This window comes from Sorangium sp. So ce375, assembly GCF_051473855.1.
Lineage (GTDB): Bacteria > Myxococcota_A > Polyangia > Polyangiales > Polyangiaceae > Sorangium.
In genome coordinates this window covers 9,798,388-9,813,278 of the sequence record NZ_CP150335.1, presented here as the reverse complement: position 1 = coordinate 9,813,278, position 14,891 = coordinate 9,798,388, and the positions used below count along the sequence as shown (strand labels likewise).

The following is a 14,891-nucleotide window of genomic DNA, read 5'->3' as shown; positions in this document are numbered from 1 at the left end:
TGGGACACCGACGTTTCCATTGGAACGCGCAGAGAAGACCGTTGCGCCTAGGGCTATCCCCTGCTCGTATCCGGGCGCGCCCTAGCGCTCCTCCTGCGCTGCGAGGGGGCGCGAACGAGCATTGGCCGTGAAGCGATCCCTGATTCGTGACCTGCGCCGGAGTCTGAATTACCTCTCCCCCCACCGCGCGCGACTTTCCGTGTGTCTCGCGCTCACGCTCGTCTCGGGCGGCCTGCCCGCGCTCGAGCCGCTCGCGCACCGCGCGATCTTCGACCAGATCTCGGCGAGCGCTGGGGTCTTCGCCCCTGGGCGCGGGCCGGCCGCGCCCGAGGAGCAGGGCGTCCGGGCCCTCGCCTGCGTGACGCTCGCGCTGTGCGCGCTCGTCGTCCTCCGGCAGATCGCGGAGGGCCTGGGGGCGCTCGCCGTGTGGCGGGTGCGGCTCCGCATCAACCGCGACCTGCTCGACGAGACCACCGCGCGGCTGCACGCGCTGCCCCTCTCGTACCATCAGGAGAGGGGCGTCGGAGAGACCATGACGCGGGTCGATCGCGGCATCACGTCGCTCATGGACTGCCTCTCTTCGGTCGCGTTCCAGCTCGTCCCGGCGCTCGTCTACCTCGTCGTCTCGCTCGGGATCATGCTCCGGTTGAGCCCGCTGCTCGCGCTTGTCGCGGTCGGGTTCATCGTGCCTCCGCTGCTCTTCGGCAGGGCGACCACCGCGCGCCTCGTGGAGCGTGAGCGCGAGGTGCTCGACCGCTGGTGCGGTATCTACAACCGCTTTCAGCAGGTGCTCTCGGGCATCAAGACGGTCAAGGCGTTCGCGCGCGAGGCGGACGAGCACGCCCGGTTCATCGGTTCCGTCGAGGAGGCGCAGGGCGAGGTGCTCCGGAGCATCGGGCTCCAGACGCGGCTCTCCGCGGGCAGGAGCGTGTGCGTCAACATCGGCCGTGTGGCGCTGCTCGGCGTGGGGGGCCTGCTCGTCCTCCGCGGGGAGCTCGGCGTGGGCACGCTCGTCGCGTTCCTCGGCTATGTCGGCGGCCTCTATGGCCCTGCGCAGACGCTCCTCGGCGTCTACGAGACGGCGCGCCGCGCTGAGGTCGGCCTGGCGGCGATCTTCGGGGTGCTCGACGCCGAGGTCGCGGTCGCCGATCCGGAGCGCGCCGTGAGCCCGGAGCACATCCGGGGCGACCTCGAGCTCGACAAGGTGAGCTTCCGCTATCAGCGCGCCGCCGGGCGGGCGGTCATCGACGGGATCTCGCTCTCGATCCAGGCCGGCGAGTTCGTGGCGGTCGTGGGCCCGAGCGGCGCCGGGAAGAGCACGCTCGCCGATCTGCTCCTGCGGCTCCACGATCCGACCTCCGGGGCGATCCGCATCGACGGGCTCGATCTCCGGGCGCTGTCGCAGCGCGCGCTCCGGCGGAAGCTCGGCATCGTCACGCAGGAGCCGTTCCTCTTCGAGGACACCATCGAGGCGAACCTCCGGTATGGCTCGCCCGACGCGACGAGCGAGGCGCTCCGCGCCGCGGCGCGCGCCGCCAGCGCGGAGGAGTTCATCGAGCGGCTCCCTCTCGGGTATCAGACCCTGATCGGCCGTGGCGGAGTGGCGCTCTCCGGCGGCGAGCGGCAGCGCCTCGCGATCGCGCGCACGCTGCTGAAGGACCCGTCGGTCGTCATCCTCGACGAGCCCACGAGCAGCCTCGATATTGAGAGCGAGACCGCGGTGCAGCGGGCCATCGAGGGGCTCTCGCGGGGCCGCACCACGCTGCTCATCGCGCACCGGCTCTCGACCACCACGCGCGCGGACCGCGTCGTCGTCATCGACGGCGGGCGCGTCGTCGAGCAGGGCCCGCCCGCGGCGCTCCTCCGCCGCGGCGGGGCGTACCGCCGGATGATGGATCTCTGGCGGGCGCACGAGCCCTCCGGCGCGAGAGGCCTGGGCTGGGCAGGAGCGCTGGAGCCAGCGCTGCTCGAGGCCGCGGCGGTGCCCGGCGCGGTCGCGTGAGCAGCTCCCGAGGCGCCCGGTCAAAGCAGGATCCAGAGTTCGCCTCCGCACGCCGAGCGCGCCTGTCAGAGCGTCGAACTGACAAATCCAACATTGGGCCGGTATTTAGAGGAAAATTGAACAGGGAGGCGGGGAGACAGGGAGATAATTGGGACTTTATTCCCCGTCTCCCCGCCTCCCTGTGAATTCATCTCCTCGAAAAATTCGAGGGGATGCTTCAGAGCTCCGAGAACAGGCTCCAGAACGCGCCAGGGGCGAGCGCGTCCTGCCGGTCGTGGCCCTTGCCGCTCGTCTCGCACCAGATCACCGGATAGCCCGCGTCGCAGCCCTGATAACGAGCGCAAGGCGCGGGGGCTTCCGGCACCGGCGCGGCGTCAGCGTTGCAGTGGTTCAGCTCGAGGAGGCGATCGCGCTCGGCATAATTGTTGTCGATCGTGTTGTCCTTGTCGTCCGCATCATGGATGAAGATGCGCGCCACCCTCCCCACGCAATCGCGCGGCGTGCCGGGCGTGCCGCCCGAGACCGTGCCGGTCGCGCGGAGTTTGTCGCCGCGCTTGCACTCGAGCATGTTGATGAGCCAGGAGCCGCTGCTGTAGCCCGCCGCGAACACGCGCGACGTGTCCGCGCAGGTGTTCGCGAGCACGTCCGCCAGCATCTCATCGAAGAAGGTCAGATCCGGGCCATTCGACGAGGCATCCCAGCATATGCCGTCGGAGACGCCGGCGCCGCGCACCAAAATCGCGTCGTCGCCGGTCACGTTTTGCATCGGGACGTTGTTCGTGTCGCTCGAGCAGCCGTGGAACATGAAGACGACGGGATACGCGCGCGTCGGCTCGTAGCCCTCGGGCAGCCGCACCCACCAATGCCGATCGACCGACGCGATGTTCTTCGCGGGCTGCTCGACCCACTCGTTCAACGCCTGGCTCGGCGCGTCTCCGCAGCCCGCGCTCGGCGTCGCGCTCGCGCCCCCGCCGCCCCCAGCGCCTGCGCCGCCGGAGCCCCCGCCTGTCACGCCCGATGAGCCCCCGTCGCCTGCGCCGCCGCCGCTCGAGGCGCTGGCCGTAGCGCCCCCGCTGCCCGCGCCGCCACCTGCTCCGGACGTCCCGTCTGGCGAGATCGGCGAGTCGTCCCCTTCACAGCCCACCGCGCTCGCGGCGGCGAGCGACATGGCGAAAAGCGCGCTCCACCTGTTTCGGATGATCATCGAGCTCGGCTCCTTTCTCGTCGCCCCTGATCCGCGGCGAGCAGCCCGAGGATAACCGAATCGAAACGACAGAAAGTCGAACAATCGTGGTTCGGCGACATTGACGCCAGTCTGCGACCTCGCCATACAGATCGCTTCCTGCAAATGAGAGTAGCCCCGTTCGGCGCGTCGATTGCGCCGCTCGAATCTCGCATTGATCGCCGTGTCAGCGCGCCGATTTTGCACCATTGGTGCGCTTTACTTATCGCATTCGAAGGCTAACCTCCCTTCATGCGAATCCTTGGAATTAGCGGCGGCCACGAGCCGGACCACCTCGGTTATCCGAGACCAGCGTTCAATGCGGCGACGTCGCACGACGGCGCCGCCGTCCTCCTCGAGGACGGCGAGGTCGTCGCGGCGATCGAGCAGGAGCGGCTGAACCGCCTCAAGCATTCGAACAAGGCCCCTTTTCAGGCAGCTCGCTTCTGCCTGGAGAGCCGGGGGCTCCGCGTCGACGACGTCGATTACCTCTGCTTTTACATCAGCGAAGACTGGTGCAACGCCCAGGTGAAGCGCGGGCTCTTCTCCGCCGACCCCGAGCTGCGCACTGCGAACGACGTCATGAGGCGCCTCGTGCTCGCCGAGTTCGGCGTCGACGTGGCGCCCGAGCGCATCCAGTTCGTCAAACATCACACGGCCCACGCGATGAGCGCCCTGATCGGCTCGGGGTACGAGAGCAGCCTCGTCCTGACGCTGGACGGCTGCGGCGACGGCGAGTCGGGGTCCGTCTCCGTCGGCTCGGGCGGAGAGCTTCGCTCGTTGAGAGACATCCCGGAGCGGGACTCGCTGGGCAATTTCTACGTCCAGGTGATACGGTTCCTCGGATTCTCGTTGTTCGACGAGTACAAGGTCATGGGGCTCGCCCCCTACGGCGATCCGCGAAGGCACCGGGCGCTGTTCCAGACCATGGTGACGCTGCTCCCGGAGGGCGCCTGGGCCATCGACTTCGACAGGATCGTCGATCTCCACGGCGTGATCCGGCCGCGCGCGCCGCGGGAGCCGATCACGCAGGACCACAAGGACCTTGCCGCCTCGCTCCAGGAGGCGCTCGAGACCATCGTCTTCCACTGCCTGCGGCATTTCCAGAAGGAGACCCGGCAAGCGAACCTCTGCTTCGCGGGCGGCGTCGCGCACAATTGCACGTTGAACGGGAAGATCCTCCGCTCCGGGCTCTTCGAGCGGGTGTTCGTCCAGCCGGCCGCGCACGACGCCGGCTGCGCCCTCGGCTCCGCCATGGCTGTGCACATGCAAAAGGCCGCAGAGCGGCGGCCGCCCGCGATAAGCCACCTTTACTGGGGAAGGCACATCGGCGAGCGGGGCGAGGTCCGGAGAGCGCTCGACGCGTGGCGCGATTTCATCCGCGTGGAGGAGCTCGCCGACGCGCCGAAGGCCGCCGCCGAGCTGATCGCGGCGGGCAGCGTGATCGGGTGGGCCCAGGGGCGGTCCGAGTTCGGGCCCCGCGCGCTCGGGAACCGCAGCATCCTCGCGGATCCCAGGCCGGCGGCGAACAAGGACATCATCAACGCGATGGTGAAGAAGCGCGAGGAGTTCCGGCCCTTCGCGCCCGCCGTCACCGAGGAGGACGCGCGCGACTATTTCGATCTCGGCGGCGCGGAGACCATGCCCTTCATGATCTTCACGGTGCCCGTCCACGAGCACAGGCGACAGCAGCTCGGCGCCATCACCCATGTGGACGGGACCGCGCGGGTCCAGACGGTCTCCAGGCGCACGAACCCGCGCTTCTGGCAGCTCATCCGGGCCTTCGGCGACATCACCGGCGTGCCGGTGGTGCTCAACACCTCCTTCAACAACAACGCCGAGCCGATCGTCGATTCGGTCGACGACTGCGTGACCTGTTTTCTGACGACGCGGCTCGACAAGCTCGTCGTCGGCGACCACCTCGTCCACAAGGAGCCCGCGCCGCTGTCGGCCTATGCGGAGCTCGTCCCCTCGTTTCCGACCTTCGTGAAGCTGTGCTCTCTGCGAGGGCCCACGCCGGGCGGCTACGAGGTCGAGCGCGCGATCGTCACGACCTACAATGACGCCCGAACCCCTGTCTCCGCCGAGGCGTTCGAGGTCCTGTGGCGGGCCGACGGCCGGAAGCGGCTCCGCGAGCTGCTCGACGGCGTGGAGGACCGGGAGGCGGTGATCGCCGAGCTGATCGAGCTCTGGTCGCAGCGCGTGGTGCGGCTGCTGCCGGCCATCGGCCATTGACGGCGGAGGAGGGGGGGAGCCGCCGAGCGCCCCGCGGCCGGCGCTCCCCCGCACTCTACCGGTACCCCGCCATGGTGATGATCACGTCCTCGGGGCAGATCTGGTCGGTCTCCACCTCGAACCCGTGATCGCGCAGCATCCGCCGGACGCGCTCTCCTCTCCCGCCGAAGTCGTGAAGCTCGAGCACGACCGCCCGGATCCTGCCCCAGTCTCCGGGGCGAATGCCTTCCAGCACGTCGATCTCGGCCTTCTCGGCGTCGATCTTCAGCAAATCGATGCGCTCGATCCGCTCCCGTTCGATGAGCTCGGACAGCGTCGTGAGCTCGCACTCCACGCGCCTCATGCCGCGCCTCATCCACCAGGAATGACCGTCGATGAGCAGGGAGTTCACCGCGCGCGGAAGGTGCTTCATGTAGGCCGGCAGATCCGCGTGGTGCTTCTCTCGGATCCGTTCGTCGTAGATGGCCGCGAGCGTGGCCTGTTTGTCGTCGCTCGCCATCATGTCGTACATGCTCGAAATGGCGCTCTGGCGTGGCGCGTAGTGGAACGCCGCGGTGCCCGCGGCTCGACCCAGGCCGGCGCGGTGCAGGCGCACGCGCTCCGATCCGTACGATCCCAGGTTCATCCGGAGCAGCTCGAAGGTCTCGGGGATCGGCTCGAAGCAGTGGATCCGCGCCCGCCCGCCGGCGCGCTTCAGCACCTCGAGCGCGAAGAGGCCGATGTTCGCGCCGACGTCGATCACGGTCGCCTCTCCGCCGGCCAGGAGGCTCCGCACGCGAGGCCTGAAGTAGCCCTGCACCTGGAGGTGCAGCGTCCTCGCCATGTCGGGGACGCGATCGTGAACGACCCTCTGGTCCGGCAACTCGATTGCGAACGTCTTCATGTTGTCTCACCCAAACGTGGTGTGTCCGTCCCTCGCGCCGCCGCGCACACGAGCGCGGGCGCCGCTCACCCGCACGCGCGCGCGATCGCCCGCAGATCGTCGATGACGTCGTCAGCGACCCGCTGCACCGTCGCCGGCGCATGCACGTTCGCGCTGTAGCGCCACCGGAACGTCAGGGCCCCTCCGCGGACGAGGACGTGGCACTCGAACAGGTTGAACCGCAGGTTCGTCGCTGCCTCGTCGTACCCCGTGGACTCGCTCGCCACGCGGAGGATCGAGCCCTGCGCGGGTGGCTCGACGCGGCCCTGGTAGTTGAACAGGATCCCCGGGCGCTTCCGGAGCCGCCCGAGCTCCGCGCTGAGCCGGGCGTCACCGCCGAGGTACCTGAGGAGGTTATAGCCGTGGCCCCCGTTCGGGGTGCGATCGATCTGCCGGCTCGTGTCGAGCAGCGCGGCGAGGGGCTCTCGCTCGCTCGAGCGCCGGAGCACGAGCACCCGCTCGGCGCTCAGCCAGCCCACCGTGCGCGACGCGTCGAGCTCCGCGCGATGAGGTATCAGATCACGCCCCGAGTTCAGGACCATGATGTCTTGCCAGCTCCGGCCCGTCCAGGCGGTCACACCGCGGAGGACCGCGGCGATGAGCGCGTTCTCCGTGCTCACCCCGAAGCGCGCCGGCAGGTCCCGCAAGAGGACCTGAGCGTCCTGCTCGGGGAGCGACGCCCAGTGATCGCGGACCGACGCGACGGTATAGAGATGGCGCGTCGCCGGATGGTCCGCCGGGAGGGGGTCGATCTCATCCCAGGGCAGCGAGAGCCAGTAAGCGCGTTCGTTCGGCAGGATCTCGTCCTCGACCCACCGCTCGAGCGCGCGCGTCCAGCGGCCGGGCGAGGCGCCTTTGGGCGGCAGGCGGGGCGCGGACGCCGTCGCGAGCTGATCGTAGATGGATTGCAGATCCAGGGCGGCGATCATCATCGACATCCAGTCGACGACGAGGTGGTGCGCGTTCAGCCACAGCCGGCCTCGCCCCTGCTCGTCCCACCGGAAGAACACGATCCGGAACAGCCGCCCGTGTTCGAGCTCGTATTCATCCTGCATGCGATCGCAATGCCGCTCGAGCTCGGCCGGGCGCCGATCCTCCGGGACGCTGGAGAGATCCACGCAGGTGAACGGCGCCTCGGTCCAGGGCTCGTCGATCACCTGACGACAGCCGCTCGGAGCGCGCTCGAAGCGCGCGCGGAGCGCGTCATGGTGGTTCACGAGGATCAGCGACGCACGCGCGAGCCTGTCGAGATCGAGCGGCGCCAGCGCCTCGAGCAGCAGGTTCACGTTCCAGCGCGCCGGGCGGGTGCGCTCGCGGGCCTCCTCCAGGTACCAGCGCTGGAGGGCGGTGAGCGGCCGCTCCCCGATCTCTCGCTCGGCGCCCTCCTCCGCGCGGTCCGGGGCAGCGCAGGCGGTCACCAGGCGCGCGACCGTCTGGTGCTGGAAGAGCTGCCTCGGCGTGACGTCGAGCCCCGCCTCCCGCGCCCGCTCCACCAGCGCAATGCCAAGGAGCGAATCGCCGCCGAGCGCGAAGAAATTGTCGTCCACGCCCACCCGATCCAGCTTGAGGACGGCGGCCCAGAGCGCGGCCATGCGGCGCTCCGCCTCCGACGACGGCGCCCGGTACGCCGCGCTCGCCCCCTGGCGGTGCTGGAGGGCGAGATCGAGGAGCGCCCTCCGATCGACCTTGCCGTTGGCCGTCAGCGGCATGCGCTCCAGCGCGACCCACGCGCCGGGCACCATGTACTGCGGCAGCCTGGCGGCGACGGCGTCCTCCAGGACGCGAGGATCGAGCGCAGCGCCCCGCTCGGCCACGTAACACGCGACGAGGCGCCTGGCCCCGCTCGGGGTCGACTCCACGCACACCACCGCTCGCTGGACCTCGGGGTGCTGCGCCAGCGCGGCTTCAATCTCCCCGAGCTCGATGCGGTTTCCCTGGATCTTCACCTGGAAGTCCTCCCGTCCGATGAACTCGATGTTCCCGTCCGGAAGGAATCGCCCGAGATCGCCCGTCCAGTAGAGCCGCTCGCCCGTCTCCGGGTGCTCGAGGAAGCGCTCCGCCGTCTGCGCAGGATCCCTGTAGTAGCCGCGGGCGAGGCAGATCCCACCGACGTACATGCGGCCGACGACCCAGTCGGGACACGGCTGCATGCGCTCGTCGAGCACGTGGACTCGCTGGTTTCGGAGGGGCTTGCCGTAAGGGATGCTCTTCCAGGTCGGATCCACCTCTCCGATGGGATAGAAGATCGACCAGATCGACGTCTCCGTCGGTCCCCCTGCCCCGATGACCCGCGCCTCCGGGCAAGCGCGGCGGATCTGATCGGGCAGCGACACGGGGATCCAGTCGCCGCTCAGGATGACCCAGCGCAGCGAGGGATACGCCGGAGGAGCGCCGCCGAGGTGCTCGACGAGCATCTGAATCAGCGCGGGCACCGAGTTCCACACGGTGACCCGGTGGGTCTCGACAAGGCGCCGAAAGTAGGCCGGATCCCGCGCCCCCTGGGGCGAGGGGATGACCAGGGCGCCTCCCGCGCCGAGCAGCCCGAACACGTCGTACACGGAGAGATCGAAGTGAACGGCGGAGAGCGCGAGGGCGCGATCCGATGCGGAGATCTGGAAGCGCTCGTTGATCTCGAGGATCGTGTTCAGCGGGCCGCGGTGATCGAGCGCCACGCCCTTGGGCTTCCCCGTCGAGCCCGACGTGAACAGCACGTAGGCGAGATCGTCCGGGCCCTGGACCACCTCGACAGGGCTGTCGTCCTCCGACGCGAACGCGCTCTCGTCGTCGACCGCGATCAGGCGCAAGGCCTCGGGCCAGGCCAGCGAGGAGGCCAGACGCGCCTGCGTAAGGACGATCTCCACCTGGCCCTGATCCAGGGTCGTGCGGATTCGTTCCATGGGCCACTCCGGATCGATGGGCAGGTACGCCGCCCCCGATTTGAGGGCCGCAAAGAGTGCCACGATCTGCGCCCACCCCTTCGCCGCGGCCACCGCGACGGGCGCGTTCGGTCGGGCTCCGAGCGCGCGGAGGCGCCGGGCGAGCGCGCTGCTCTGCCGATCGAGCTCCCCGTAGGTGAGCGTCCTCTCGGGGCTGATGACCGCCGGCGCGGAGGGCCGGAGCGCCGCTTGCCGCATGAACCCGCTGTGCAGGAGGTCGCTCGAGACCTCCCGTGTTGTGTTGTTGACGCCGGCGCGGACAGCGCGCTGCCGCTCCGGGAGCTCGATGATCGCCGCCCTGGTCCAGGGTGCGTCGCCGCGAGAGAGGCGGTTCAGGAGCGCCTCGTACGCCTCCAGGAGATCTGACGCGAGGCCTTCGGGAAACAGATCGTCGGCGAAACCAGAGCTCAGCACGAAGCCCCGCTCGTCCTGCTGGATCTCGTGCTCGATGCAGGGCGCCTGCGGCTCGGATCCGCCTTGCTCGGACCGCAAGGGCGCGGGGACGCGCAGCCTGACGGCCGTCGCGCCGGGGTGACGCACGCCTCCGTCCGGCGCTCGCGTCCCGGACGCGGCGATTGCGATGACCTCGTCGAAGGACCGGGCGACGTCGACGAACGGCGCCTCGCCGCCGCGGCTCACCTCGAGCTGGCCGCTCCCCGCGCCAAGAGAGATAGACAGCGCGCCGTCCGGCGTCTCGCCCGGTGCGCTTACAATGACGGCCAGCGGCGACGTGCTCCACGCGGCGATCGTCTGCGCGAAGGCGGCGGCGACGGCCGCCCCTGGGCTCACGCCGAGGAGCGCCGCGCGCGCCTCGAGCCCGCGGAGGAGCTCGGCGTCGACGCGCCGGGCGTGTCGGACGAGCCGAGGAGGCGCCACCGCGGGGTCGCTGCGCACGAACGGGAGCGCGGGCGCCGAGAGCGCTGGGCGCGCAGCCGCCGCCGTCGCGGATGGGAGCGCCTCGCCGCGGAGGAGCGCCGAGAGCCTCGTGTCGGGCTCACGCGCCGCCTCGGCAAGGAGGCGCTCGAAGAGCTCGGCATACCGCGCGATCGTCCCCTCGCGGAACAGCGCCGTGTCGTACTCGATATGACCGCTCAGGGTCGCTCCGTCGTGCTGCATCGACAGGGTGATGTCGTACTGCGATGTCCCGGGATCGAGGTCGATCGGCGTCACCCGCGCCCGGCCCAGCGCGACCGGGGCGGGCACCTTGGGCTGGAACGCGAACATCACCTGGAACAGCGGGGTCCGGCCGAGGTCCCGCTCCGGTCGAACGGCGTTGACGAGCCGCTCGAAGGGGATGTCCGCGTGAGCGAACACGCGCACCGCGGTGCCGCGCACCCGCGTAAGGAGCGCGCTGAACGGCGGGTCGTCCCGGAGATCACCGCGGAAGACAAGGGTGTTTACGAAGCACCCGATGACGCCCTCGAGCTCGCGGTGATCACGCCCCGCGATCGGCGTCCCGACGAGGAGGTCCGACTGCCCGCTGAGCCGGTGGAGCAGCGCGAGGAACCCGGCCATCAAGGTCATGAACTGCGTCACGCCGCGCTCGCGACCGAGGTCCTCGACGGCCTCCGTCAGCGCTCGCGAGAGGCGGAAGTGGTGCCGCGCCCCTTGATATCGCTTCTCCGCGGGGCGAGTGTGATCCGTCGGGAGATCCAGCGTCTGGCTGGCCCCCGCGAGCTCGGCCTTCCAGAACGCGATCTCCTCGCCCCGCGCCGCCTCGTCCCAGCGCTGCCGCTCGTGGACCGCGTGATCGCCGTGCTGGACCGGGAGCGCTTCCCAGCGCGGGCGCTCGCCCGCCGAGATCGCTCCATAAGCGGCGGCGAGCTCGCGCACGAAGATCTCGTGCGACCAGCCGTCCGTCACGATGTGGTGCATCGCGAACGCGAACAGGTACCGCTCGTCGTCGATCCGCGCGAGCTCGGCCCGCACCAGGGGGCCTCTCGCGAGGTCGAACGGGCGCCCGGCCATCCGCCGGAGCCGCGCGAGCGCCGTCGCCTCGCGCGCGTCCGGAGCCAGCGCCCGGTGATCGATCTCCTCGAAGTCGAGCTGCGCCGACGGCTGGACGATCTGGACGGGAGCCCCGTCCACGACGCGGAACACGGTGCGGAGGGCCTCGTGCCGCTCGATGACGGCGTGGACCGCGCGCTCGAGGGAGCGCGCGCACAGAGGCCCCGCGATCTCGGCCGCTCCGCCGACGTTGTAGGCCCCTGTTCCGGGCGCCAGCCGGTCGAGGAACCAGAGCCGCGTCTGCGCGTACGACAGCGGGATCACCGCGCCCGGGTCGCGGCGGCGCAGCGCCGGGCGCGTCGACGGACGCGCGATCTGCTCTATCCGCTGGGCCAGGTCGGCGAGCATCGGCGCGTCGAACAGCCACCGGAGCGGCACCTCGGCGCCCGCTCGCTCGCGAATGCGGGAGACGACGCGCATCGCGAGCAGCGAATGGCCCCCGAGCTCGAAGAAATTGTCGGTCCTGCCAGGCGCGCGCCCGAGGAGCTCTCCCCAGACGGCGGCCACGAGCCTCTCCATTTCGGTCGCCGGCTCCTGCCGATCTCGCGCCGGCGTACACGCCAGCGCGTCCGGGCTGGGGAGCGCCTTGCGATCGATCTTGCCGTTCGGCGTCTGCGGCAGCCGGGGCAGCTCGACGAAGCGCGCCGGGAGCATGGCCTCGGGCAAGAACGCGCGCGCGTGCGCCCTGAGCGCCTCGGGGCTCACCCGCTCTGCCGCGGGCGCGTGCCCCGTCGCGGACACGTAATAGGCCACGAGCACCGCCTCGCCCACCGCGTCCCGGTGCGCCGCGCAGACGCACTCCCTGACGCCGGGGTGGCGCGCCACGGTCGCCTCGATCTCGCCGAGCTCGACGCGGAAGCCGCGGATCTTGACCTGATGATCGATCCGGCCGAAGAACTCGATCTGCCCCTCTTGCGTGATCCGCGCCAGGTCGCCGGTGCGGTACATCCGCGCGCCCGGCGCCGCCGAGAACGGGTCGTCCAAAAACCGCTCCCGGGTCAGGTCGGGCCGGCCGTGATAGCCGCGGGCCAGGCCTGCTCCGCCGATGTACAGCTCCCCGGCCACGCCGATCGGGAGCCGCTCGCGCCGCTCATCCAGGATGTAGATCCGCGTGTTGGCGATCGGGGCTCCCAGGGTGATCTCGTCGGGGTCGTCGACGCGCGCCGCCGCGGACCACACGGTCGTCTCCGTCGGGCCATACAGGTTCCAGAGGATGCGCACGCGCGCGGTGAGCTCCCGGGCGAGGTCCGGCGGCAGCGCCTCCCCGCCGGAGATCGCGCGGAGGTGCGGGCTGCCGGTCCACCCCGCCGCGAGCAGGAGGCGCCAGGTGCTCGGCGTCGCCTGCATGACCGTCGCTCGCGAGCTCTCCAGCGCTCGCAGGAGCGCGGCGCCGTCCCGCGCCTCGGCGGCGGACACGAGGACCGTCGTTCCGCCGGTGCTCAGCGGAAGAAACAGCTCCAGGACGAAGATATCGAATGACGCCGTGGTCACCGACAGCATCACGTCGCTGGCGTCGAGGCCGGGCTCGTCCCGCATCGCCTCAAGGAAGTTCACGACGCTGCGGTGCTCGACCTGTACGCCCTTGGGGTGCCCGGTCGAGCCTGACGTATAGATGACATAGGCGAGGTCCCGGCTGCGGGGCGGAGCCGCGAGCGGCTCCTCGGCCAGGCCGGAGTCCGCGGTGAGATCCTCGAAGAACGCCGTCCGCTGCGGCTCGCCGGCGAGCGGGAGCCGCAGCGTGCGCTGCGTGAGCAGGACGGCGGCCCCGACGTCGCGCAGGATATAAGCGATGCGCTCGCCCGGCAGCGCGGGATCCAGGGGCACGTAGGCGCCGCCCGATCTCAGGATCGCGAGCAGCCCTATGACGAGATCGATCGATCGCTCCATGCAGATCGCCACCGGGACGTCCGGGCCGACGCCCATAACGCGCAGCCGGCGCGCGAGGCGGGCCGAGGCGCGGTCGAGCTCTCCGTACGTGATCTCGTTATCCCCGAACGCGAGCGCGACGCGCTCCGGATGGCGCCGCGCCTGCCGCTCGAAGAGCTCGTGTACGCAGAGATCCTCGGGGAAAGGTCGCTCCGTCCGGTTCCATCGCTCGAGGAGCAGCGCGTCGTCCTCGTGTACGACCGGCAGGTGGAGCACGCGCGCGTCGGGGCGCGCGGCCGCCGCGCGCAGGAGCGCCTCATAACTCCTGAGCACCCGGTCGGCCGTCTCGCGGCGGAACAGATCGGTGTCGTACTCCAGATCGAGCCGGATGCCCTGCGGGCGATCCCAGGCCTCGACGGTCCAGTCGAACTTCGATGTCGTCACCGGCACCTCGACCGGATCGAGCGTGAGCCCCGTGAAGGCCGGCAGATCGGCCGCCGCGGTCTGCTGGATGAACAGGGTCTGGAACAGCGCCGCGTGGGACGTGCTCCTCTCGGGTTGCAGCGCCTCCACCAGCAGCTCGAACGGCAGATCGTCGTGCGCGAAGGCGTCGAGCGCGTCGCGCTTCGTCCGGCGGAGGAGCTCGACGAAGCTCGGGTTGTCCGAGAGGTCGGCGCGGAGCGCGAGGTTGTTGACGAACATGCCGGCGAGCGGCTCGAGCTCCCGCCGCGTCCGCCCGGCGACGGGCGACCCGACGACGACATCGAGCTTCTGCGTGACGCGACAGAGGAGCAGCTGGTAGGCGGCGAGCAGCGCCATGAAGAGGGTGACGCCCTCCCGCTGGCACAGCGCCTTCACCGCGGCGCTGAGCCGGGGTGACAGCGTGAGCGACGCCTTCGCTCCCCGGTGCGCCTGCGAGGCCGGGCGCGGCCGATCCAGCGGAAGCTCGAGGAGCGCCGGCGCGCCGTGCAGCCGCTCCTTCCAGTACGCGAGCGCTCGCTGGTGGCGCTCCTGGCCCCGCTGGCTCCGCTGCCAGACGGCGTAATCGCCGTACCGGATGGGCAGCTCGGGCAGCCGCGGCGCGCGCCCCGCGACAAGCTCGTCGTAGAGCGCGCCGAGATCCCGGAGCAGCACGCCGAAGGTCCAGTGATCGCTGGCGATGTGGTGAGTCGCCATGAGCAGGACGTGCTCCTCTGCGGTCAGGCGGAAGAGGGCTGTCCGGAGGAGCTCGCCTCGCTCGAGGGCGAACGGCGCGTGGGCGATCTCTGCGCACCGGACGGCGAGCTCGCGCTCGCGCTCCGCCGGATCCATCGTGGAGAGGTCCGTGACCGCCAGGGCGGCGCCGGACGGCGGCAGCACCGCCTGGTAGGCCTCCTCGGCGTCCTCGCCGAAGCGCGTCCGCAAGATCTCGTGCCGCTCCACGAGGAGCGATATCGCCCGATCGAGCGCCGCCACGTCGAGCGAGCCCCGGAGCCGCGCGGCCCCATGGAGGTTGTACGCGGCGCTTTCGGGCTCATACCGGTACAAGAACCAGAGCCGCTGCTGCGCGAACGACAGGGGGAACCTCGACCGCGTCCCCGTCCGCTGCGGCCCCGCCGCCGCTCCGTCTCCGGACGGGCGTTGTCCCTTCAGCTTCGTGACGAGCGCCTTGAGCTCCTCGGACGACAGGCCTTTGATCCGCTGCGCTAGCTCGCTCACTCG

General features: G+C 70.5%; 5 protein-coding genes. 2 read left to right on the top strand and 3 right to left on the bottom strand.

Annotated elements, in window-relative coordinates:
- Positions 1-127: 127 nt before the first annotated feature.
- A complete protein-coding gene (locus WME90_RS36625) occupies positions 128-2,002 on the top strand; it encodes an ABC transporter ATP-binding protein (RefSeq protein WP_437276706.1) in 1,875 nt (624 codons plus the stop codon).
- A 217-nt stretch (positions 2,003-2,219) separates the two neighbouring features.
- On the opposite strand, the gene WME90_RS36620 is transcribed toward WME90_RS36625, so the two are convergent.
- The gene (locus WME90_RS36620; protein ID WP_437276705.1) at positions 2,220-3,206 is read right to left on the bottom strand and encodes an alpha/beta hydrolase family esterase; all 987 of its coding nucleotides are present in this window, start codon (positions 3,204-3,206) and stop codon (positions 2,220-2,222) included.
- A 270-nt stretch (positions 3,207-3,476) separates the two neighbouring features.
- Here WME90_RS36620 and WME90_RS36615 point away from each other — a divergent pair, with 270 nt between their 5' ends.
- The gene (locus WME90_RS36615) at positions 3,477-5,459 is read left to right on the top strand and encodes a carbamoyltransferase family protein (RefSeq protein ID WP_437276704.1); all 1,983 of its coding nucleotides are present in this window, start codon (positions 3,477-3,479) and stop codon (positions 5,457-5,459) included.
- Between the two features lie 55 nt (positions 5,460-5,514).
- Here the strand turns inward: WME90_RS36615 and WME90_RS36610 are convergent, their stop codons facing one another.
- Together WME90_RS36610 and WME90_RS36605 are read right to left on the bottom strand one after the other, a co-directional pair.
- Positions 5,515-6,342, bottom strand: coding sequence for an FkbM family methyltransferase (locus WME90_RS36610; RefSeq protein ID WP_437276703.1), 828 nt, complete (start codon positions 6,340-6,342; stop codon positions 5,515-5,517).
- Positions 6,343-6,407: 65 nt separating this feature from the next.
- The gene (locus WME90_RS36605; RefSeq protein ID WP_437276702.1) at positions 6,408-14,888 is read right to left on the bottom strand and encodes an amino acid adenylation domain-containing protein; all 8,481 of its coding nucleotides are present in this window, start codon (positions 14,886-14,888) and stop codon (positions 6,408-6,410) included.
- Positions 14,889-14,891 lie beyond the last annotated feature (3 nt).